The sequence below is a fragment of the Buttiauxella massiliensis genome (assembly GCF_902500225.1).
GTDB classification, from domain to species: domain Bacteria; phylum Pseudomonadota; class Gammaproteobacteria; order Enterobacterales; family Enterobacteriaceae; genus Buttiauxella; species Buttiauxella massiliensis.
Genome location: NZ_LR722650.1, coordinates 403835 through 425850, shown reverse-complemented (window position 1 = coordinate 425850; position 22016 = coordinate 403835). Strand labels below are relative to the sequence as shown.

Annotated in this window: 22 protein-coding genes; 14 read left to right on the top strand and 8 right to left on the bottom strand. The window is 47.7% G+C overall.

Going from position 1 to position 22016, the window contains the following annotated elements; all coding sequences use genetic code 11:
- Positions 1–166: 166 nt before the first annotated feature.
- Positions 167–1216 carry a protease SohB gene (sohB, locus tag GC128_RS06490; protein ID WP_151993615.1) on the top strand — a complete coding sequence of 350 codons (1050 nt, stop codon included), beginning with the start codon at positions 167–169 and terminating at the stop codon, positions 1214–1216.
- Positions 1217–1267: 51 nt separating this feature from the next.
- Here the strand turns inward: sohB and GC128_RS06485 are convergent, their stop codons facing one another.
- Positions 1268–1519: a YciN family protein gene (locus GC128_RS06485; protein ID WP_034455430.1), complete on the bottom strand. Its 252-nt coding sequence runs from the start codon at positions 1517–1519 to the stop codon at positions 1268–1270.
- 403 nt (positions 1520–1922) lie between these two features.
- Here GC128_RS06485 and topA point away from each other — a divergent pair, with 403 nt between their 5' ends.
- From topA to acnA, 6 genes are all read left to right on the top strand, one after another.
- Positions 1923–4520 carry a type I DNA topoisomerase gene (topA, locus tag GC128_RS06480; RefSeq protein ID WP_151993614.1) on the top strand — a complete coding sequence of 866 codons (2598 nt, stop codon included), beginning with the start codon at positions 1923–1925 and terminating at the stop codon, positions 4518–4520.
- A 192-nt stretch (positions 4521–4712) separates the two neighbouring features.
- Positions 4713–5687: an HTH-type transcriptional regulator CysB gene (gene cysB, locus GC128_RS06475; protein WP_064511628.1), complete on the top strand. Its 975-nt coding sequence runs from the start codon at positions 4713–4715 to the stop codon at positions 5685–5687.
- Positions 5688–6005: 318 nt separating this feature from the next.
- Entirely contained in the window at positions 6006–6167 is a 162-nt protein-coding gene (locus tag GC128_RS23235; RefSeq protein ID WP_074388631.1) for a YmiA family putative membrane protein, read from the top strand.
- 2 nt (positions 6168–6169) lie between these two features.
- Positions 6170–6340, top strand: coding sequence for a hypothetical protein (locus tag GC128_RS22960; protein ID WP_193216224.1), 171 nt, complete (start codon positions 6170–6172; stop codon positions 6338–6340).
- Between the two features lie 162 nt (positions 6341–6502).
- Positions 6503–6601 (top strand): small membrane protein YmiC, encoded by a 99-nt coding sequence (ymiC, locus tag GC128_RS23260; protein ID WP_325063687.1) that lies wholly within the window; start codon positions 6503–6505, stop codon positions 6599–6601.
- A 177-nt stretch (positions 6602–6778) separates the two neighbouring features.
- A complete protein-coding gene (acnA, locus tag GC128_RS06465; protein WP_151993613.1) occupies positions 6779–9454 on the top strand; it encodes an aconitate hydratase AcnA in 2676 nt (891 codons plus the stop codon).
- A gap of 35 nt (positions 9455–9489) precedes the next feature.
- Here acnA and ribA read toward each other — a convergent pair whose 3' ends face one another.
- Complete coding sequence (gene ribA / locus GC128_RS06460) at positions 9490–10083, bottom strand: GTP cyclohydrolase II (protein WP_034455434.1); 594 nt, start codon at positions 10081–10083, stop codon at positions 9490–9492.
- 208 nt (positions 10084–10291) lie between these two features.
- On the opposite strand from ribA, the gene pgpB reads away from it, so the two are divergent.
- From pgpB to yciH, 5 genes are all read left to right on the top strand, one after another.
- Complete coding sequence (gene pgpB, locus GC128_RS06455) at positions 10292–11056, top strand: phosphatidylglycerophosphatase B (protein WP_151993612.1); 765 nt, start codon at positions 10292–10294, stop codon at positions 11054–11056.
- Positions 11057–11198: 142 nt separating this feature from the next.
- Complete coding sequence (locus GC128_RS06450) at positions 11199–11504, top strand: LapA family protein (RefSeq protein ID WP_151993611.1); 306 nt, start codon at positions 11199–11201, stop codon at positions 11502–11504.
- A gap of 6 nt (positions 11505–11510) precedes the next feature.
- The gene (gene lapB / locus GC128_RS06445) at positions 11511–12680 is read left to right on the top strand and encodes a lipopolysaccharide assembly protein LapB (RefSeq protein ID WP_151993610.1); all 1170 of its coding nucleotides are present in this window, start codon (positions 11511–11513) and stop codon (positions 12678–12680) included.
- A 194-nt stretch (positions 12681–12874) separates the two neighbouring features.
- On the top strand, positions 12875–13612 hold the full coding sequence (gene pyrF, locus GC128_RS06440) for an orotidine-5'-phosphate decarboxylase (protein ID WP_151993609.1): 738 nt from the start codon (positions 12875–12877) through the stop codon (positions 13610–13612).
- Positions 13612–13938: a stress response translation initiation inhibitor YciH gene (gene yciH / locus GC128_RS06435; RefSeq protein WP_151993608.1), complete on the top strand. Its 327-nt coding sequence runs from the start codon at positions 13612–13614 to the stop codon at positions 13936–13938. Before pyrF ends, yciH begins: the two co-directional genes overlap by 1 nt.
- Before the next feature lie 138 nt (positions 13939–14076).
- Here the strand turns inward: yciH and osmB are convergent, their stop codons facing one another.
- From osmB to GC128_RS06415, 4 genes are all read right to left on the bottom strand, one after another.
- A complete protein-coding gene (gene osmB / locus GC128_RS06430) occupies positions 14077–14295 on the bottom strand; it encodes an osmotically-inducible lipoprotein OsmB (protein WP_034455440.1) in 219 nt (72 codons plus the stop codon).
- Positions 14296–14724: 429 nt separating this feature from the next.
- A complete protein-coding gene (gene yciT / locus GC128_RS06425) occupies positions 14725–15483 on the bottom strand; it encodes a DNA-binding transcriptional regulator YciT (RefSeq protein WP_151993607.1) in 759 nt (252 codons plus the stop codon).
- 43 nt (positions 15484–15526) lie between these two features.
- Positions 15527–17959, bottom strand: coding sequence for a formate C-acetyltransferase/glycerol dehydratase family glycyl radical enzyme (locus GC128_RS06420; protein WP_151993606.1), 2433 nt, complete (start codon positions 17957–17959; stop codon positions 15527–15529).
- Between the two features lie 4 nt (positions 17960–17963).
- A complete protein-coding gene (locus GC128_RS06415) occupies positions 17964–18863 on the bottom strand; it encodes a glycyl-radical enzyme activating protein (protein ID WP_151993605.1) in 900 nt (299 codons plus the stop codon).
- Between the two features lie 131 nt (positions 18864–18994).
- Here GC128_RS06415 and fsa point away from each other — a divergent pair, with 131 nt between their 5' ends.
- Positions 18995–19657: a fructose-6-phosphate aldolase gene (gene fsa / locus GC128_RS06410; RefSeq protein WP_151993604.1), complete on the top strand. Its 663-nt coding sequence runs from the start codon at positions 18995–18997 to the stop codon at positions 19655–19657.
- Between the two features lie 27 nt (positions 19658–19684).
- On the opposite strand, the gene yciZ is transcribed toward fsa, so the two are convergent.
- A complete protein-coding gene (yciZ, locus tag GC128_RS06405) occupies positions 19685–19867 on the bottom strand; it encodes a protein YciZ/DeoL (RefSeq protein ID WP_151993603.1) in 183 nt (60 codons plus the stop codon).
- 220 nt (positions 19868–20087) lie between these two features.
- Between yciZ and GC128_RS06400 the strand changes: the two genes are divergently transcribed.
- Positions 20088–20957, top strand: coding sequence for a crotonase/enoyl-CoA hydratase family protein (locus GC128_RS06400; protein WP_064511617.1), 870 nt, complete (start codon positions 20088–20090; stop codon positions 20955–20957).
- 71 nt (positions 20958–21028) lie between these two features.
- Here GC128_RS06400 and GC128_RS06395 read toward each other — a convergent pair whose 3' ends face one another.
- Positions 21029–21946, bottom strand: a complete 918-nt coding sequence (locus tag GC128_RS06395; protein ID WP_151993602.1) for a LysR family transcriptional regulator — start codon at positions 21944–21946, stop codon at positions 21029–21031.
- Positions 21947–22016 lie beyond the last annotated feature (70 nt).

Sequence of the window (22016 nt, the reverse complement as noted above, 5' to 3'; positions counted from 1 at the left end):
GGCAACAGGAGACAATACCTTTGATTAACATTTTGCAAAAGTTTCATTTTGCTAAAGGCATTCAGGAAGAGGGCTCGCAGCATTTATAGTTGCTTACAGACGTAGAATCACGGCTCGGTTACACTGGGTGATAGATATTTAATGCTCTGAATGGAAGGCGGAAAGCGTGGATCTGATTGCAAACTATGGGTTGTTTTTGGCGAAAATTGTCACGGTCGTTGCGGCTATTGGTATTCTTGTCACGATTATTGTGAATGTTGCCGGTCGCAAAAGACATCAGCGAGGTGAGCTGCGTCTCACCAATTTAAGTGAACAATACCAGGAAATGCAGGAAGAAATGCAGGTGGCAAGGCTTGATGGCCATCAGCAAAAACTCTGGCATAAAGCTCAAAAGAAAAAACACAAACTCGAAGCGAAACAAGCAAAAGCACGCGCTAAACGAGGTGAAACGGTTATTTCTGGCAAGCCAACACTTTATGTATTGGATTTTAAAGGAAGTATGGATGCTCACGAGGTCACTTCCCTGCGCGAAGAGATAACCGCAGTATTGGCCGTAGTGAAGCCCGAAGATGAGGTTCTGCTGCGTCTGGAGAGTCCTGGCGGTGTTGTTCATGGTTACGGGCTTGCTGCATCGCAATTACAGCGTCTGCGCGACAGCAAAGTACGTCTGACGGTCGTTGTGGACAAAGTAGCAGCCAGCGGTGGTTATATGATGGCGTGTGTGGCTGACAAAATCGTCGCTGCACCGTTTTCTATTATTGGCTCGATTGGTGTCGTCGCACAGGTTCCAAACTTCCATCGCTTACTAAAACGCAATGATATAGATGTTGAGTTGCATACTGCCGGGCAGTACAAACGTACGTTGACACTGTTTGGTGAAAACACCGAGCAGGGGCGCGAGAAATTCCGTGAAGACCTCAACGAAACCCATCAGCTGTTTAAGCAGTTTGTCCATGATATGCGCCCATCATTAGATATTGATTCCGTGGCGACAGGTGAACATTGGTATGGCACTCAAGCTTTAGAAAAAGGTTTGGTCGATGCAGTGAGCACCAGTGATGATTTGCTGATTAATCTGATGAAAGACCGCGAAGTAATCAACGTTCACTATACGCGCCGTAAAAAAATGATGGACCGTTTTACCGGTAGTGCGGCAAATAGCCTTGATAATCTTATGCTACGCTGGTGGCAGCGTGGTGAAAAACCACTGTTGTAATCAAATTCAGCGCGTAATTAAAAACGAGGCCTTTTGGCCTCGTTTTTTTGTTTAGTCTTGCAGGTGATATTTTTCAGCAAATACATGCGCAAGATGTTTAAACATATTAAATACGGCGGTGCTTTTACCTGTAGGTAAGCCTTGCTCATCAAGGAAGTATTCACCTTTGAATACCAGCACCCCGTTTTTTTGTTCGACGTCAGTTGCTTCCATTCCATGCATGAAATCTTCATGGGCACGGATAACTTTGTTGGCTTCAATAATTAGCGACTGTTTATCGATAGGTTGAGTGGTCGGTTTCATGATTTCCTCCTTTAAAAACTGGCAGTAGTGTACTTCCGCTATACTGCAAAGGGCAATATCTCCTGAGTAAACCTAAGGTGATTTAATCAGTTTAGTGTGCTGGCAGGAATCGGTGCTGCATGCTAATAAAGTTGCGTAACTCATTTTATCAGGTAGAGTGTGACGCTTTCGCAAATCTGGCAACGGAATTGCTTGACATTCAACCAAAGTTCCGTCGTGCTATGTCACCGATGCGAAAGACTCGTTATCTCAATCACCTGCGAATGTTCGCTTAATCTGGCTGGTGATGAAAAAAGAGTTGATATCCATTGACGCTGTCGCAATATAGAAAAGCGCGTCGCCAGTGGAAGGTGCAACTAGCGTGCGACGTCTCCTGGAAGAATTACATTAGGTAAAGGTGAATATGGGTAAAGCTCTCGTCATCGTTGAGTCCCCGGCAAAAGCCAAAACGATCAACAAATATCTCGGGAATGACTACGTGGTTAAGTCCAGCGTCGGTCATATCCGTGATTTGCCGACCAGTGGATCAACCACCAAGAAGAGCGCTGACTCCGCCTCCACCAAAGGGACCAAAAAGGTCAAAAAGGATGAACGCGGCGCGCTCGTAAATCGTATGGGTGTCGATCCATGGCACAACTGGGAAGCACAGTACGAAGTGCTGCCTGGTAAGGAAAAAGTGGTTTCGGAACTGAAATCACTGGCTGAAAAAGCAGACCATATCTATCTCGCAACCGACCTTGACCGCGAAGGGGAAGCCATTGCATGGCACCTGCGGGAAGTTATCGGTGGTGATGAAACGCGTTACAGCCGCGTTGTTTTTAACGAGATTACAAAAAATGCAATTCAACAGGCCTTCGAAAAGCCGGGCGAATTAAATATTGACCGTGTTAACGCACAACAAGCGCGTCGCTTTATGGACCGCGTTGTGGGCTACATGGTGTCTCCGTTGCTGTGGAAGAAAATTGCCCGTGGTCTTTCTGCTGGCCGTGTACAGTCTGTTGCTGTGCGTCTGGTGGTTGACCGTGAACGCGAAATTAAAGCGTTTGTGCCGGAAGAATATTGGGAAATTGACGCGAACCTGACGACGCCGAAAGGCGATAGTCTGCCGGTTCAGGTCAGTCACCATAAAGACAAGCCATTCCGCCCGGTTAACCGTGAGCAGACCATGTCTGCGGTTAGCGAACTGGAAAAAGCCAGTTATTCGGTGCTTGAGCGTGAAGATAAGCCAACCAGCAGCAAACCTGGTGCGCCATTTATCACCTCCACTTTGCAGCAGGCCGCGAGCACCCGTCTTGGTTTTGGCGTGAAGAAAACCATGATGATGGCACAGCGTCTTTATGAAGCGGGCCATATTACTTACATGCGTACTGACTCAACTAACTTGAGCCAGGATGCGGTGAGCATGGTACGTGGTTATATCGAAGAGAGTTTCGGTAAGAAATATCTCCCAGAAGCCGCGAATCATTACTCCAGCAAAGAAAACTCGCAAGAAGCGCACGAAGCGATTCGTCCTTCTGATGTGAGTGTTGTTGCCGAGTCGCTCAAAGACATGGAAGCTGATGCACAGAAACTTTACCAGCTGATTTGGCGCCAGTTTGTAGCGTGCCAAATGACGCCTGCGCAATACGATTCCACTACCTTGACTGTGCAAGCCGGTGATTTCCGTCTGAAAACGCGTGGCCGTACGCTGCGTTTTGATGGCTGGACGAAAGTGATGCCTGCGCTGCGCAAAGGTGACGAAGACCGTACATTGCCAGCTGTAGAGCAGGGCGATGAACTCGCACTGGTTGAGATCATTCCTGGCCAGCACTTTACTAAACCACCGGCTCGTTTTAGTGAAGCCTCGTTGGTTAAAGAGTTGGAGAAACGTGGGATTGGTCGCCCGTCTACGTACGCATCGATCATTTCCACCATCCAGGATCGTGGTTATGTGCGTGTAGAAAACCGTCGTTTCTATGCAGAAAAAATGGGTGAAATCGTTACTGATCGCCTGGAAGAAAACTTCCGTGAGCTGATGAACTACGATTTCACCGCGCAAATGGAAAGCAGCCTTGACCAGGTGGCTAATAATCAGGCCGAGTGGAAAGGGGTGCTGGACAACTTCTTTAGCGATTTCAGTGAGCAACTTGGTAAAGCTGAGCTGGATCCGGAAGAAGGCGGTATGCGTCCAAACCAGATGGTACTGACCAGCATCGATTGCCCGACCTGTGGTCGTGAAATGGGTATTCGTACTGCCAGTACCGGTGTGTTCCTCGGTTGCTCCGGCTACGCATTGCCAGTGAAAGAACGCTGCAAAACCACCATCAACCTGGTGCCGGAAAACGAAGTCCTCAATGTTCTTGAAGGGGATGATGCGGAAACTAACGCACTGCGTGCGAAACGTCGTTGTACCAAATGCGGTACCGCGATGGACAGCTACCTCATCGATCCAAAACGTAAGCTGCATGTTTGTGGTAATAACCCAACATGTGATGGTTACGAAATCGAAGAGGGCGAGTTCCGCATTAAGGGTTATGACGGCCCAATCGTTGAGTGTGAGAAATGTGGTTCTGAAATGCACCTGAAAATGGGACGTTTCGGTAAGTACATGGCTTGTACTAACGACGATTGCAAAAATACCCGTAAGATCCTGCGTAACGGTGAAGTTGCTCCACCGAAGGAAGATCCGGTTCCGTTGCCAGAACTTCCTTGCGATAAGTCGGATGCCTATTTTGTCCTGCGTGATGGCGCGGCGGGTGTTTTCCTTGCGGCAAACACTTTCCCTAAATCGCGTGAAACACGTGCGCCGTTAGTGGAAGAGCTTTACCGCTTCCGTGACCGTCTGCCAGAGAAACTGCGTTATCTGGCTGATGCACCGCAGCAAGATGCAGACGGCAACAAAGCGGTAGTTCGCTTTAGTCGTAAGACTAAGCAACAGTATGTTTCTTCTGAAAAAGAAGGCAAAGCGACTGGCTGGTCAGCATTCTTTGTTGATGGTAAGTGGGTTGAAGGTAAGAAGTAATCCTTCTTAAAATTTAAAAGCCGGGGCATTTGCTCCGGCTTTTTTATATCCTTTTATATAACCTGATTATTATTTTTTCTTTCAATCTATACATAGATGATATAACTGATATAGTAGTTGAAGAGAATTTCACCTCGTCTGAACCCCTGCCACTGCGTGTGTCGGGGCTGCTTTTACTGCGGATGGAACGCCATGAAACTACAGCAACTTCGTTATATCGTTGAGGTGGTAAATCACAACCTCAACGTCTCGTCGACGGCAGAAGGGCTTTACACTTCTCAGCCGGGGATCAGTAAACAAGTTCGTATGTTGGAGGACGAACTGGGGATTCAGATCTTTGCGCGTAGCGGCAAGCACCTGACTCAGGTGACGCCTGCCGGGCAGGAGATTATTCGAATTGCCCGCGAAGTGCTCTCAAAAGTGGATGCTATTAAATCTGTCGCCGGTGAGCACACCTGGCCGGACAAAGGTTCGCTGTATGTCGCTACAACCCATACACAGGCTCGCTACGCGCTGCCAAATGTGATTAAAGGGTTTATTGAGCGCTACCCGCGTGTCTCGCTGCATATGCACCAGGGGTCACCAACACAAATTGCTGAAGCAGTGTCTAAAGGCAATGCCGATTTTGCGATAGCGACCGAAGCTTTACATCTTTATGATGATTTAGTGATGTTGCCTTGCTATCACTGGAACCGCTCGATTGTTGTCACACCTGATCATCCGCTAGCATCAAAAGAGTCCGTCTCTATCGAAGAACTGGCGCAATATCCGCTGGTTACCTACACCTTTGGTTTCACCGGGCGTTCTGAATTAGATACGGCATTTAATCGTGCGGGACTAACACCACGTATCGTGTTCACAGCAACTGATGCTGATGTGATTAAAACTTACGTGCGCCTGGGATTAGGGGTCGGGGTTATTGCCAGCATGGCGGTGGACCCGGTATCAGACCCTGATTTGGTGCGTATTGAAGCCCAGGGCGTATTTAGCCACAGCACCACTAAAATTGGTTTCCGCCGTAGCACGTTCTTGCGCAGTTACATGTATGATTTTATTCAGCGTTTTGCCCCGCATCTGACTCGTGATGTGGTTGATACCGCTGTAGCATTAAAATCTAACGAAGATATTGAAGCGATGTTTAAAGATATTAAATTACCAGCAAAATAATATCGCGAGGTATCTTTCCATGCGCGAAAGATACCTCTTCTCATTTGCATAAAGAATATGATTTACCTCTCGCCATATTTATTCCCTTCTTAAAACTCTCATTTCCCACATAATATAAGTGGTTAATCTGTCTCAATTAAGAGACAAACGTAGATAATAAATAACCACTGCGCAAATTTACTGTTTCAATTATTTATTTCAGGTCAAAAGATTAAATATTTTCCTGCAACTGGAAAGCAATTTCGCTGGCTTTTGTACTAGAGTTTCTTTAGGATTAATCCCAGCTGGCGATTAATTATACCGATTGTTTAATGATTTATGATAAGTGGTGCCGATTGTATGAGGTTAGCAATGCCTTCAGGAAGTGAAGAACCGCAAAAGGAAACAGGGCTTAAGCGTAAAGCCTGGATGGCGGTGTTTCTCGTATCAGGTCTGTTCTGGCTCGTTGTCGCGTTGGCAGCTTGGCATTTTTGGGGGTAATTATGACAACCCTTGCTCAAACACAAGTGCAAAAAAGTGTACGTCAGCAAGATGACAAGCTGCAGAAAGAAGCAAAATCTGGTGAAGTTCAGGTTCCTGAGTCGTGGCAGTTGACTCAACAACAAAAAGAATTTATCGATCTGTTTTCAACAGACGAACATATAGAACAATAAGAGTTATTTTTATTTACCTTTATTTAACTTGCGGTCAATCACACTTTTTTATTATATGTGATTAACACCTCACTCTTTAAGTAATCACTACACACAGCAATATTCAAGCAGACTGATTAATTATTCAGTCATAGTGTTTACCAAAAATAAAGAGAGTGGATTATGGATACTCACTGTAGTGCCAAATACTGGTCATGGCTTAGCGTATTTTCCGTTTCGTTTGCATTTTGGGCCCACATGATCTGGATGCTTACTCACTAATTATTCCAACACCCCGGTCCCCTCCGGGGTGTAATCAAATCTTTCTTCTGTCTTTACACAACCCAATTTATCAATTTGGGTTGTTATCAAATCGTTACGACATCTTTGTGTTATCTTTAATACTGTCCCTGATCTTAGTCAGGGATACCGCTATCCTAAGAAATTTACGGAGGAGCTATGTCGTTAACCCTACGAGAGGCCAGTAAGGATACTTTACAGGCGCTAAATAAAACCTATCACTATTACAGCTTGCCGCTGGCCGCAAAGGAACTTGGGGATATCACTCGGTTACCCAAGTCATTGAAAGTTCTGCTTGAAAACCTGCTGCGCTGGCAGGATGAAGACTCCGTCACTCAGGATGATATTCATGCCCTGGCCGCATGGCTGAAGAATGCTCATGCCGATCGTGAAATTGCTTATCGCCCCGCGCGTGTTCTGATGCAAGATTTTACTGGCGTACCGGCAGTGGTTGATTTAGCCGCCATGCGTGAAGCCGTAAAACGTCTGGGCGGAGATGTTGCCAAAGTTAATCCTCTTTCTCCTGTTGACCTCGTTATTGACCACTCCGTGACTGTCGATCATTTCGGTAATGATGATGCTTTTGACGAAAACGTTCGCCTGGAAATGGAACGTAATCATGAGCGATATGTTTTCCTGCGCTGGGGCCAACAAGCATTTAGTCGTTTTAGTGTGGTACCACCAGGAACTGGAATCTGCCACCAGGTCAATCTGGAATATCTTGGAAAAGCAGTATGGAGCGAAATGCAGGGTGATGAACTGGTAGCTTATCCAGACACGCTGGTGGGCACCGATTCACACACCACGATGATCAACGGCCTTGGTGTTCTGGGCTGGGGAGTGGGCGGTATAGAAGCGGAAGCTGCCATGCTGGGTCAGCCTGTTTCGATGCTGATCCCGGATGTTGTCGGTTTTAAACTTAACGGCAAATTGCGGGAGGGCATTACTGCGACGGACCTCGTACTCACAGTTACGCAAATGCTCCGTAAACACGGTGTGGTTGGTAAATTCGTTGAATTCTATGGTGATGGTCTGGACTCATTGCCACTGGCCGATCGCGCAACCATCGCCAATATGGCACCAGAATATGGTGCAACCTGCGGTTTCTTCCCGATTGATGCCGTTACGCTGGATTACATGCGCCTGAGCGGACGCAGTGAAGAGCAAATAGCACTGGTGGAAGCCTATGCTAAGGTTCAGGGTATGTGGCGTAATACGGGCGATGAACCCGTATTTACCAGCACGCTGGCCCTGGATATGGATGAGGTTGAAGCAAGCCTCGCTGGGCCGAAACGCCCACAGGATCGTGTTGCACTGGGTGACGTGCCGAAAGCCTTTAGCGCTAGCAATGAGCTTGAAGTAAATAGCAGCCAGAAAGATCGCGCACCTGTGGATTACACCATGGGAGGGAAGAGCTATCAGTTGCCAGACGGGGCGGTGGTTATTTCGGCAATTACGTCTTGTACTAACACTTCAAACCCAAGCGTTCTGATGGCGGCGGGCTTGCTGGCTAAAAAAGCCGTGACCTTAGGTTTAAAACGCCAGCCGTGGGTAAAAGCTTCACTGGCACCAGGCTCTAAGGTTGTTTCGGATTATCTGGCAAAAGCGAAACTTACCCCTTATCTCGATGAATTAGGTTTTAACCTGGTTGGTTATGGCTGCACCACCTGTATTGGTAACTCCGGGCCGTTACCTGACCCCATCGAACAGGCAATTAAGAAGGGGGATCTGACCGTCGGTGCCGTGTTGTCAGGAAACCGTAACTTCGAAGGGCGTATTCACCCGCTGGTGAAAACTAACTGGCTGGCATCGCCACCTTTAGTGGTGGCTTATGCCCTTGCCGGGAATATGAACGTCAATTTGACCACCGATCCACTTGGGCATGACCGCAAAGGTGATCCTGTTTACCTCAAAGATATTTGGCCGAGCAGCCAGGAAATCGCCCTTGCAGTCGCGCAGGTATCAACGGAAATGTTCCATAAAGAGTACGCTGAAGTCTTTGAGGGAACGCCAGAGTGGCAAAGTATCGAAGTAGACCATTCAGATACTTACGGTTGGCAGAGTGATTCTACTTATATTCGTCTGTCGCCATTCTTTGATGATATGGAAGCTACGCCGAAACCATTGCAGGACATTCATGGTGCCCGCGTGCTGGCCATGCTGGGAGATTCAGTAACTACTGACCACATTTCACCAGCCGGAAGTATTAAGCCTGATAGCCCTGCAGGGCGTTATCTACAAAACCATGGTGTTGAGCGCAAAGATTTTAACTCCTATGGATCGCGTAGGGGTAACCACGAAGTAATGATGCGCGGGACTTTCGCCAACATTCGCATCCGTAACGAAATGGTGCCTGGTGTTGAAGGGGGAATGACGCGTTTGCTACCTGGCGATGAAGTCATCTCAATTTATGACGCTGCAATGAAATATCGCGACAAAGGCATTCCGCTCGCGGTGTTTGCCGGTAAAGAGTATGGCTCCGGTTCCAGCCGTGACTGGGCGGCAAAAGGCCCGCGTCTGCTTGGGGTGCGAGTGGTTATCGCTGAGTCATTTGAGCGCATCCACCGTTCAAACTTGATTGGCATGGGTATTTTGCCACTGGAGTTCCCGCAGGGAGTGACGCGTAAAACGTTAGGTCTGACGGGTGAAGAGTTTATTGATATCAGTGGGCTCAACGATCTGACGCCAGGCGCTACGGTTCCGGTGATATTAACCTTTGCCGATGGTAGAAAAGAGGTGGTGGAGTGCCGCTGCCGCATTGATACCGGCAATGAACTAACGTACTTCAAAAATGACGGCATCCTGCATTACGTTATTCGCAACATGCTAAATTAGACAAAAATCTCCCCCAGCGATGGGGGAGAAATCTCTTAATCTTCAGATAGCAAATGGCCCATTTTGGCGGCCTTAGTATCCAGATAATGCGCGTTTTTCGGATTACGGCCGACAATCAGCGGCACACGTTCAACGATATTAATTCCCGCTTCACTGAGAATTTCTACCTTGCGTGGGTTATTGGTCAACAAGCGTACAGCATCAACACTTAATAGCTTAAACATGTCAGCACACAGCGTGAAGTCACGTTCATCGGCGGCAAAGCCGAGCTGGTGGTTGGCTTCGACCGTATCGTAGCCTTTATCCTGCAACGCATAGGCGCGGATTTTGTTAAGCAGACCAATGTTACGGCCTTCTTGACGGTGATATAACAAAATACCGCGGCCTTCTTCTGCAATCTGGGAAAGAGCTGCTTCAAGCTGGAAACCGCAATCGCAGCGCAGGCTGAATAGGGCATCTCCCGTCAGACACTCAGAATGTACTCGCGCCAGAACAGAATCATTCCCGCTAATATCACCAAAAACCAGAGCAACGTGGTCTTGTCCAGTTGCCAGTTCTTCAAAGCCCACCATCAGGAAATCGCCCCATGGGGTTGGCAGTTTGGCTTCTGCCACACGTTTAAGCTGCATGTAATTCTCCAGGTACTTATGTTGGCACTCATCGCGCCTGCCAGCTGTCTGGCTTGTTTAATTACTTCTGGCTATTTTGCCACAACGGCGGGTACTTCACCTAATTGACTGTCACGGCTCCTATTTTTACGTTTTGCGTTACTCTACGTTTTCCCATCGGTGCGCTTTTTCAGGTATTCTTGATATTCAAATTGCATAAGGATAAGTGATGCGGGCAATAGCAAAGCGAACGACAATGGGTGCCGGAATACTGTTAATCATGCCTTTAGCCGTATGGATTTCGGGGTGGCAGTGGGTTCCCGGTGGAAATAGTATCGGGCTTAAAATGATGTATTGGGTGACCGAAACCGTAACCCAGCCCTGGGGCATTATTACTCATGTTTTGCTCTGCGGTTGGTTTTTATGGTGCCTGAGGTTTCGCTTAAAAGCAGCACTGATGCTATTTGCCATACTCGGTGCGGCTATCCTTATTGGGCAGGGCGTTAAATCTGTCATCAAAGATAAAGTGCAGGAACCGCGTCCGTTTGTTGTGTGGCTGGAAAAAACGCAACATATTCCAACTGATGAGTTCTACAATTTAAAGCGTAAGCAGCGTAGCGAATTGGTAAAAAGCCAGCTTGAAACCCAACAGGAAGTCCCTGGTTGGTTACGTAAACACTGGCAAAAAGAGACCGGTTTTGCGTTTCCGTCAGGGCACACGATGTTTGCGGCAAGTTGGGCCTTATTGGGCGTTGGATTGTTGTGGCCTCGCAGGCGAACTTTGACAATTGCTTTGCTGTTAGTTTGGGCAACAGGTGTAATGGGCAGCCGGTTGCTTCTCGGGATGCATTGGCCGCGGGATTTAGTGGTAGCCACAATCATCTCCTGGGCGTTGGTAACATTGGCAACCTGGCTTGCTCAAAAATTATGCGGCCCGCTTTCACCGCCGCCGCAAGAAGCTGATGAAATAGCCGAACGGGATGATGAACCTTGAGATTATTGATTTAATCCCCATTTCTTATGAATTGGACGCTCTCTATGGATTCCCCGAACACCCGGGAAATGGTAGTTTATACCGTTGGGTAAAAGCATTCGGGCATAATTTAGTCGCGTAAGACCACATGACGGGAAGTAATGTGAAATACTTATTCATTTTCTTACTGGTGCTAGCGATTTTTGTGATTTCTGTCACTCTGGGCGCGCAAAACGATCAGGTAGTTAATTTCAACTATCTGTTGGCACAAGGCGAATACCGTGTCTCCACTTTGTTGGCGACTCTTTTTGCTGCGGGTTTTTTACTGGGCTGGCTGATTTGTGGCCTGTTCTGGTTGCGCCTGCGGGTATCACTTGCGCGCGCCGATCGTAAAATTAAACGCCTGGAGCAGCAAATTACTACAGAATCTGATGTAACTGCGGCTGTTGTACCGGCTGTGAAGGAATAACCTGCCATGCTGGAATTGTTGTTTCTGCTACTTCCTATTGCTGCCGCCTACGGCTGGTACATGGGGCGAAGAAGCGCACAACAAGATAAACAACAAGAGGCTAATCGCCTGTCGCGTGACTACGTGGCGGGGGTTAACTTCTTGCTGTCAAACCAGCAAGATAAAGCTGTTGATCTTTTCCTCGATATGCTCAAGGAAGATACCAGTACCGTTGAAGCCCACCTTACGCTTGGTAACCTGTTCCGCTCTCGTGGTGAAGTCGACCGCGCTATCCGTATCCACCAGTCTTTAATGGAAAGTGCTTCACTAACCTACGAGCAGCGTTTGCTGGCTGTACAGCAGTTGGGCCGTGATTATATGGCGGCGGGATTGTACGACCGCGCTGAAGATATGTTTGCCCAGTTGATCGATGAAACTGACTTCCGAATCGGCGCGTTGCAACAATTGTTGCTGATTCACCAGGCAACCAGCGATTGGCAAAAAGCTATTGAAGTAGCAGAACGTTTGGTCAAGCTCGGGAAAGATAAACAGCGTACTGAAATTGCCCACTTCTATTGTGAGCAGGCGGTGCAATTGATGGGGAGCGACGACCTTGATCGAGCTATGTCGCTGCTTAAGAAAGGGGCTGCTGCCGATAAAAATTGTGCGCGCATATCTATCATGATGGGCCGCATCTTCATGGCTCGTAACGAATATGCAAAAGCTGTTGAGACATTGCAGCGCGTTATTGATCAAGATAGCGAATTAGTCAGCGAAACGCTGGAAATGCTACAGACCTGCTATCTGCAATTAAATAAACCACAAGAGTGGGAAGCGTTCTTAAAACGCTGTGTTGAAGAAAACACCGGAGCAGGTGCAGAGTTGATGCTGGCTGAGATTCTCGAACATAAAGAGGGGTCTGAAGTCGCGCAAGTTTATATCAACCGCCAGCTCCAGCGTCATCCAACTATGCGTGTGTTCCATCGCCTGATGGATTACCACTTGCAGGAAGCAGAAGAGGGGCGTGCAAAAGAGAGCCTGATGGTGCTTCGTGACATGGTTGGTGAACAGGTTCGTACTAAACCGCGCTATCGTTGTCAGAAATGTGGCTTCACCGCTTTTACACTATATTGGCATTGTCCTTCTTGCCGGGCATGGTCAACGATTAAACCTATCCGAGGCCTGGATGGGCAGTAATCGGTATTTTTAAAAAAAAGAGATATTTTAGTTACAACATACTAGTGATCTTTCTTATAAAACTCACCTCTGCACCGAGTTAATTATGCCTAGCAGGGTGTAATGGCAACTGTAATTTTGTGTGTACCACGAGTAGAATGCTTGCCGTTTATCTCTTTGCGGCGCAGTGCTGTCCAACATCAGAAGGTTTAGCCATGAATTCAACTGCATCATCATCCTCCCGTGTTGCCACCGATTCTCCTATTGTCGTCGCACTTGATTACGATAATCGTGATAAAGCCTTAGCATTCATCGATCGCATCGACCCACGTGATTGCCGTCTAAAAGTGGGCAAAGAGATGTTTACTCTGTTTGGACCGCAACTGGTGCGAGATATTCAGGCGCGTGGTTTTGACGTATTTCTCGATCTGAAATTTCACGATATTCCGAATACGACGGCACATGCAGTTGCCGCTGCGGCAGAACTCGGTGTTTGGATGGTGAACGTTCATGCCAGCGGTGGAGCACGTATGATGACGGCTGCACGTGAAGCTCTGCTGCCATTTGGCAACGATGCGCCATTACTGATTGCTGTGACTGTCTTGACCAGCATGGAAGCAAGCGATCTGGCCGATCTCGGCATTGCTGCCACTCCAGCTGAACACGCTGAGCGCCTGGCCCGTTTGACACAAAATTGTGGATTAGATGGTGTGGTTTGTTCTGCTCAGGAAGCTGTGCGTTTCAAGAGTGAATTGGGCCAATCATTTAAGCTCGTTACACCAGGCATTCGCCCGGTTGGAAGCGATGCAGGCGATCAGCGCCGCATCATGACTCCGCAGCAAGCACAAACGGCAGGTGTAGACTTCATGGTAATTGGGCGCCCAATCACCCAATCTGCAAATCCTTCTCAGACGCTGCGTGATATCCGCGCTTCATTGCTGCAAGGTGAATGATGAAAGACGATAACAGCCGTTTAGTTTACTCAACTGAAACAGGTCGCATTGATGAGCCTGCATCGGCTCCCGTTCGCCCAAAAGGTGATGGGGTAGTGCGGATCCAACGACAAACCAGTGGCCGTAAAGGCAAAGGTGTTTGTTTGATCACCGGTATTGATGCGGATGACGCTGAACTTGCCACATTAGCTGCTGAACTTAAGAAAAAATGTGGTTGTGGTGGTTCGCTAAAAGATGGTGTTATTGAGATTCAGGGAGATAAACGCGATCTGATTAAATCGCTGCTGGAAGCTAAAGGTATGAAGGTAAAATTAGCAGGTGGTTGATTCGTTTAAGATATAATACAAATAATCAGGCCACGGTAAATATACCGTGGCCTTTTATTATGACTGCTGAAAGTCAGACCTGAATATTAAAGATTTTATAATTTGTAAAAGCATTTATGCTTTTTCTGGTATCAAGCTTTATTTACCTACCTGATGACCGATAATACCACCTACAGCTGCACCGCCTAACGTGCCCAATGCACTACCGTCAGTTAAGACAGCACCACCAACAGCGCCGGCACCTGCGCCAATCGCTGTGTTACGGTCACGTTTGGACCAGTTGGAGCAGGCGCTCAGAGATGTAGCAACGGTTAAAGCCAGCACAACGGCAGCAATTTTTTTGTTATTTAAGGTCATAATACTTTCTCCTGAATTATTGATTCACGGAAATAGTCTCTGATTAAGTATAGTGGTAATTAACCAACTTAAAGAGCGTTCCGCGAAACTGCATGACGATATAAGACCTAAAAGATAACTGCAGTGATTGTCACTTCCTGTTATATCGCTACTAAATATTCTAATTTGTATTGGAAATAACAATAGGTAAATAATCTTAAAGGATAGGCAGGATAATTCTGATAAGAGAGCTGCCTACAATGAATGCAGGCAGTTATACCCGTCATACTTCAAGTTGCATGTGCGTTGGCTACATTTACTCACCTGACAAATCTGCCTGGAGCAGATTTGAACGCTGTTTACAGCGCCTCAAAGGGGTGAGGCCCATGGATGGGCCGAATAATCACTTACCTGACTGCATCTTGAATTATTTTGGGTATACAACTGAAGTTATGCGAGGGGAAATTGTTTAACAATATTGACCTGTATCCCTGTGTCCTGCAATTGTTGGCTAGCGACTCCGCTAAGCGCATCGTCTGTAATGACGCGGTTAATGTGCGAGATCGGGCCGAGAGTGTAGGGGTGCATAGCACCAAATTTAGAGCTGTCAGTCAGTACAATAGTTTCACTACCTTTTTCTAGCACGGTGTTAACCACATCAGCGCGCATCATGTCGCGGCTGGTAAATCCGGTTTCCGGTAAAAAGCCGTCGATACCGATAAATGCTTTGCTGAAGTGCACTTGCTGGATAAATTGCCGCGTCAGAGGGCCAACCATGCTTTCACTTTTCTTCTGGTAAATGCCACCAAGTAACACAACTTCACAATCGGTATCTTTCAAAAGATGCGCAATGTAGCTGCTGACGGTAATCAGAGTGATTTTTTTCTGCTCGGCTAACGCGCGAGCCAGCAGTGCATTGCAACTGCCATTTTCGATAAAAATTGTTTCACCATCGTTTACCAATGTTGCGGCAAAATCAGCAAGATGACGTTTCAACGAATAATTGTTCATCATTCGGGTTTCGACATCTTCACTATCTAGCGGAACGGCATAACCGTGAGCACGTTTCAGGTAACTTTTCTTCTCCAGGAGATTGAGATCATGGCGAATGGTTACCTCTGAAACACCGGTTTTTTTTGAAAGATCGGCCACACTCATGCGGCCTTGATCAATCACCATCTGTAAAATAATTTGTTGTCTGGAGTTCATGTCAGCCAATTGTTAGGCGGCGCATGATGCACCGCCAGTATTATCAAAGTGTATGTTCAGTACGGGCTATAATATCATCCTGCGCGTCTGGAGATAAGGCAGTAAAGAAAGCAGAATAACCTGCTACGCGCACCACCAGGTCACGATATTTATCAGGATGTTGTTTGGCATCAACCAGTGTTTCACGGGAAACAATGTTGTATTGAACATGCCAGCCCTTATGCGCTTCAAAGAAAGTACGCAGCATTAGCATCAATTTTTCACGATCGCGTGGGTTATCTAATGTTGCCGGATTCAGCTTCTGGTTAAGCAGCACACCACCCAAAATCTTACTGGTTGGCAATTTGCCGACGGAGCTAATAACCGCTGTTGGGCCAAGACGGTCGGTGCCTGAAGCCGGGCTTGCACCTTCTGCCAGTGGCGTTGTTGCTTTACGCCCATCAGGAGTTGCCATAGTTGCAGCACCAAACGGTACGTTCGCTGATATCGATGAAGTACCCGCATAGTAAGTTCCGCCGATAGGGCCACGGCCAAAACGAGTATTGTGATACTGCTTCAACTCGTCAATATAGGTTTGGTAAGCTCGAGCTAACAGTAAATCAACCTCATCTTCATCGTTACCATATTTTGGCGCGCCATTTATCAGGCGCTGGCGTAGCTGTTCACCTGTCAAACCCTCAAAGTCATTGGCCAGTGCTTCAGCAAGCTGTTGTTGGCCAATCGCTCCTTGTTCGAACACCAATTTTTTAACTGCTGCAAGGCTGTTTCCAAGGTTGGCAATACCGACTTGCAGGCCAGAAACCCAGTCATATTTTGCGCCACCTTGCTTAATGCTTTTACCACGCTCAATGCAGTCATCCACAAGGGCTGAGCACAGAATGTCGTGAGCATTTTCTTCCAGAACCGTATCCACAACACACTCAATTTCTATGGATTTCTGGGTGTAATAACGAATTTGATCATCCCAGGCATTCATGACCTGATCAAACTGTGTGAAGTTCCCTGCTGAGAGTGCATGTTCTTGCGGCAGGAAAACTTTACCACTGGTAGCATCGCGACCATGTTCGAGTGCAGCCAGCATGACCCGGGCAAAATTAATGAAACTCATGCCAGTGCAGCGGTATCCCCATTTGCCGCCAACAGCTGTTTCGATACAGCCAATTGCTGCATAGTCGTACGCATCTTCACGGCTGACACCAAGTTTAATGAACTCTTCAATCACGATTTCATCGTTGTTAAATGCAGGCATTCCGAAACCACAGCGAATCACCTGAACGCAGGCATCAAGGAAGTCATTACTCATTCCGGCATGGTAGCGCACACTCAAGTTTGGCTGTGTTGAGCGTAATTGCCCACATGATTCCAGGATGGCGTATGAAAGTGGATTCACCGCATCCACAGCTTCACCATTAACCAGTGTCTGGCCACCAATGGTGACGTTTTGGTAAAGCGGGCTGCCGGCAGAGGCTTTGGAGTGCGAACCAGAGCGGATTTTGTTCACTTCCAACAATTTCAACCAACAGCTTTGCAGGAGTTCGATAGCCTGGTCGCGACCTAAGGTTTGTTCAAGTTCGACATCACGGCGATACCACGGATAGAGGAATTGATCGAGGCGGCCAAAAGATACGGAGTGGCCGTTAGATTCTATCTGCAATACCAACTGTATGAAGTAGCTCAACTGCAAAGCTTGCCAGAATGAGGTTGGTTTATGATGAGCAATGTGTTCGCAGTTTTCAGCAATGGCTAGCAGCTCATCACGGCGTGCCACTCGTGACTCTGTGCTCGCCATTTCTTTGGCAAGTGCCGCGTAGCGTAGAATATGCTCGCTTAATGCAACGAAAGTAATATCAATAGCTTTCAGGAATTGCTCTTTGTGCAGATCTTCCCAGTCGGTCAGATGTAGACGCGAACGACGTTCGGCTACTTTTGCACGTAAACCATTAATGCCTAATTCCAGCAACAGTGGGAAGTTGACCGCCAGATGCGCATCGCCTGAAGTCATATTTCCTTCGGCTTTAATGATGCCACTCGCCAGTAACTCCTTTTGCTCGTCGGTGAACATTCCGTAGCAGCGATCCTGCACGGTTTGCCCACGCCACCATGGGCAAATTTCATGCATCACCGCTTTATCAGCATCTGAAATTGAGAAACCAGCACCAGGGCGGTCACCCAACTCATCAATTTCAGTTTCAATCCATCCCACGGTGTACTCAGGGAAGAATGGTGCACCGCGAACGTGGCTTGCCTGGTTACCAACGATCAGTTCATCGTGCTTAATCCAGATAGTGCGCTCAGCAAGGTGGTGGGCGAGCGCGAGAGCGCGGCGCACAGGTAATGGTTTATCCTGATGCTGCTGATAAATCGCCGTGTAATGTTGCGCACGTTCGGTGCATACCGGCGGCTTAACGATATGAATTAACGCTTCTTTATGATCTTTGATGCGTTGGCTTAAGGTGTTCAGGTTCAGTTGGGTCATCGGTTTATCCTCTTATCCAGGCGGTCATCCCTTTTTGGCTTGCGTACTGCTCAGCAAACTGCAGCAGTTCTGGCGCATCAAGGGGTTGGTGCGCGGCCAGATAAGGGATATTCAGGAGTTTGTATTTGTTGATACCTAGGGTGTGGTAAGGCAAAAAATGAATCGCTTTCGCACCGATTTCATCGGCGGCAAAATCAGCGATCGCGCGAATTGATTGCTCATCGGCATTAAAATCGGGGATCAACGGCACGCGAATCGTCATTTGTACGTTGCGTGCGGCCAACTTGCGGAAGTTGTCCATTACACGTTCGACGCTGCCGTCGGTCCATTGTTTGAAGCGCTGTGCATCAACATGCTTAAGGTCGGCGAGCAGGAGATCCAGATGGTTAATCGACGGCTCTATGTATTTCCACGGCACATAAAGGCAAGACTCAACGGCGGTATGAATTCCTGCCTCTTTGCTTCTACGCAGCAGTTGCTCAGCCATTTCAGGCTGCATGAATGGTTCGCCGCCAGAAAGCGTAATTCCACCACCGCTGCGGTCGTAAAATGGTTTGTCGCGAAGCACTTTCTGCATGATCGCATCAACGCTTTGTGTTTCACCGCATACGCTTAATGCCTGAGTAGGGCAGCAACCCGTCAATGTGGTCATATCGTCAGTCGAAAGCTTTTCACGCGCGATGATCAAAACGTCATCAATACGGCTGATTGCATGTGGTGCTGTCTGTGGGCAAAGATCGCAACCAGCAAGGCACAGACGCTCGTCAAACAGCACATCCTGCCCACGAGCACGGCTTTCAGGGTTCTGGCACCAGCGGCAGCCCAGAGAGCAGCCTTTAAGGAATACGACAGTGCGAATCCCTGGACCATCATGTGTTGAGTAACGTTGGATATTAAATAGCATAAGCCCGCCTTAATCTTCTTTCGTAAATTAGATTACTTTCGAATGAAAGTTTTATTGATTTTGATCAGATAAAGAACAGACAGTGGCGTTATGATGTCGGCAATGAGTTAGATGACCAATCCGGAGAGTTTATGGAACTGTATTTAGATACTGCTGACGTTGCCGCAGTGAAGCGCCTGGCGCGTGTTTTGCCGTTACAGGGCGTAACAACCAATCCCTCCATCGTCGCCAAAGCGGGGATTTCTTTGTGGGAAGTTCTACCGGCCTTGCAGGATGCATTAGGTGGTGAAGGCAAACTATTTGCTCAGGTCATTGCCGCGCAGGCTGACGAAATGGTGAAAGAGGCTGAATTGCTAGTGAAGCGTGTCCCGGGTCTTGTTGTGAAAGTCCCGACCACAACAGAAGGCCTGGCGGCAATGAAGCAGTTGAAAGTAATAGGCATTCCGACGCTGGGCACTGCGGTATATGGTGCGACTCAAGGATTGCTTGCCGCATTAGCTGGTGCTGAATATGTTGCGCCGTACGTCAACCGCCTGGATGCGCAGGGTGGCGATGGTATTCAAATGGTCCAGGATTTACAGCAGCTACTGACGCTGCACGCTCCACAATCTAAAGTTCTGGCCGCTAGTTTCCGTACACCACATCAGGCAATGTCATGCCTGCTGGCAGGATGTGAAGCAATTACGCTACCTGTTGATGTCACTGAACAACTGTTAACAACACCGGCCGTGAATGCTGCAATTGCAACTTTCGAGAAAGACTGGCAAGGCGCATTTGGCTCAATGAGCCTATAAATACGCCGGTTTTCACCGGCTTTAGATTCAAATCTCCCAAGGCGACTTTTTCAAGTCGCTTTCTTTTATCTCTTCACCATTAGCGATATTCAGCAATTCCGTTTTCAGGATTTCCAGATTGTTAATAGCAGACGCATGATCGCCTCCCACCAGAATATCCAGCACGGTATCAATACGTTTTGCGAGTTGCAGAGGGTCCACTGAAGGCATAGTGCGTCCTGGTCAGTTGCGGAAAAGTGTTGCCTTCATAATGCAAAAAAAGGTCTGGAAAGAGAAGGCTCAATTGGGAATTTTTACCCTTACACATCAATCAATTATTGAACAACATATAAGTAATAATTATTAAACACTCCGATACATTCATCCAGGTGCGGTAGTGGATTAGTCTGATCCTGCGTGTAACGCGCTTTCATAACATGAGGATAAGATAATGACAGTAATTAACCAGCCAACCTGCAAATTGTTCACGGACACTACTCGATTCACCCAGTTGTCGGGTTATTACGAGGCAGAACGTCGCACTGTGTGGATGATGTTAAGAGCGCAGCCCCGTCCTTGCTTCAACCATAAGCTAATCGAAGAAATTATGAACCTGCGGTATCTGGTTCAACAGGAGGGTTTTGTGGTTGATTTTTGGGTGACCGGTTCTCTGGTGCAGGGAATGTATAACACCGGCGGCGATTTGGGCTTTTTTGTTGAATCAATACAGCAGGGGCGTCGCGAGGCATTGCGCGCGTATGCCAGGGCTTGTGTCGACTGTGTCCATGCAGCTTCACGAGGGTTTGATAGCGGTGCAATTAGCCTAGCGATGGTTGAGGGCAGTGCATTAGGTGGGGGATTCGAAGCAGCATTAGCACACCATTTTGTGCTGGCACAACGAGATGCCCGTCTTGGTTTCCCGGAGATTGCTTTTAACCTCTTTCCTGGCATGGGGGCCTATTCGCTGGTTGCACGCCGCTCAGGCATGAAACTCGCAGAAGAGCTGATTTATAAAGGAGAGTCTCACACCGCAGAGTGGCATCAGCAGTTTGGTCTGGTTGATGAACTGTTTGAACCCGGTCAGGGTTATCTTGCTACTCGTACTTTCATTGATACATTGCAGCCTAAACTGAATGGTGTTCGGGCTATGTTGCGTGCCCGTCAGCGTGTACTTCAACTGCCTCGCTCGGAGTTGATGGATATCACCGAAGACTGGGTTGATGCAGCATTTTGCCTCGAAGCTAAGGATATCGCTTATATGGAAAGGTTAGTGCAAATGCAAAATCGTCACAGCGCTACAGCTTTGCGTAAAGCCAGTTAACTCGTGAGCCAACGCTCGAATACGGCTGCGGGCAATTGGTCTAAATCCTGCCGTTTGTTGACGCCATTCATCTAAAGAAAGGCGTCTTCTTTCAGGTGGTAACGCCTCAGCAACTCAAGAAATGCCTGCAAAACAGGTGAATCATTTTGTTTATCCCAGGCAACGCCAATACCCATCGCCAGATGATGAGTCTCTTCCTTCAGTTTACGGAAAATAACGCCTTGTCGTTTGATGCACTGCAACGATGAAGGGACCAGAGCAATACCTTTTCCTTCCGCAATAAGCCCGAGCATGATGTGATGATCTTGCGGTTCCGGAATGATATGAGGCTTGAAATCAATCTTGTGGAAAAACGCCTGGCAGTAATCATAAAAACCGGGATTTAACCGCCGCTCAAACCAGAACATCGGCTCGTCACGTAGTGAGTCAAAACTGATGAAGCGTTTGTGCGCAAGTTTATGACCTGCGGGCAAAGCCACCACAAGTGGATCTTCTAAAATTTTTTCAACAGCCAGGCCTTGAACGTCCGTGTGCAAGCCGATAAATGCCGCATCCATCGTCCCTTTTTTGACTTCACGAATGAGATTGATTGAATGATCTCCTGATGTGTGGATTTGCCAGGCAGGAAAGCGTTGGCGCAAGACCTCTGTCACATCAGGGATTGCACTTCGTTCGAACACTGTTGTGTAACCAACAACAAATTTCCCCCCAATGTTACTTCGCATCTCTTTTACGACGGCAATCGCTTTTTCTGCCTGAAGGAGTGTGCGTTTCACTTCTGGTAAGAATGCGGCCCCCGCTTCGGTGAGGGTGACACCCTTCTTGCTACGAAGAAATAACTGCACTCCGAGTTGGTCTTCGAGTTGCCGAATTTGCCTACTTAGTGGAGGCTGAGAAATATGCAGACGCAATGCGGCACGACTGAAATTGAGCTCTTCACTCACAGCCAGAAAATAACGAAATTGTCGTAAATCGATGGATTCGTTCATACCAAAAAGGTATCACAAAAAGGGTATTGGATGCGTTGCTCAGTAAAATTTAGAGTTCGTTCACTATTCA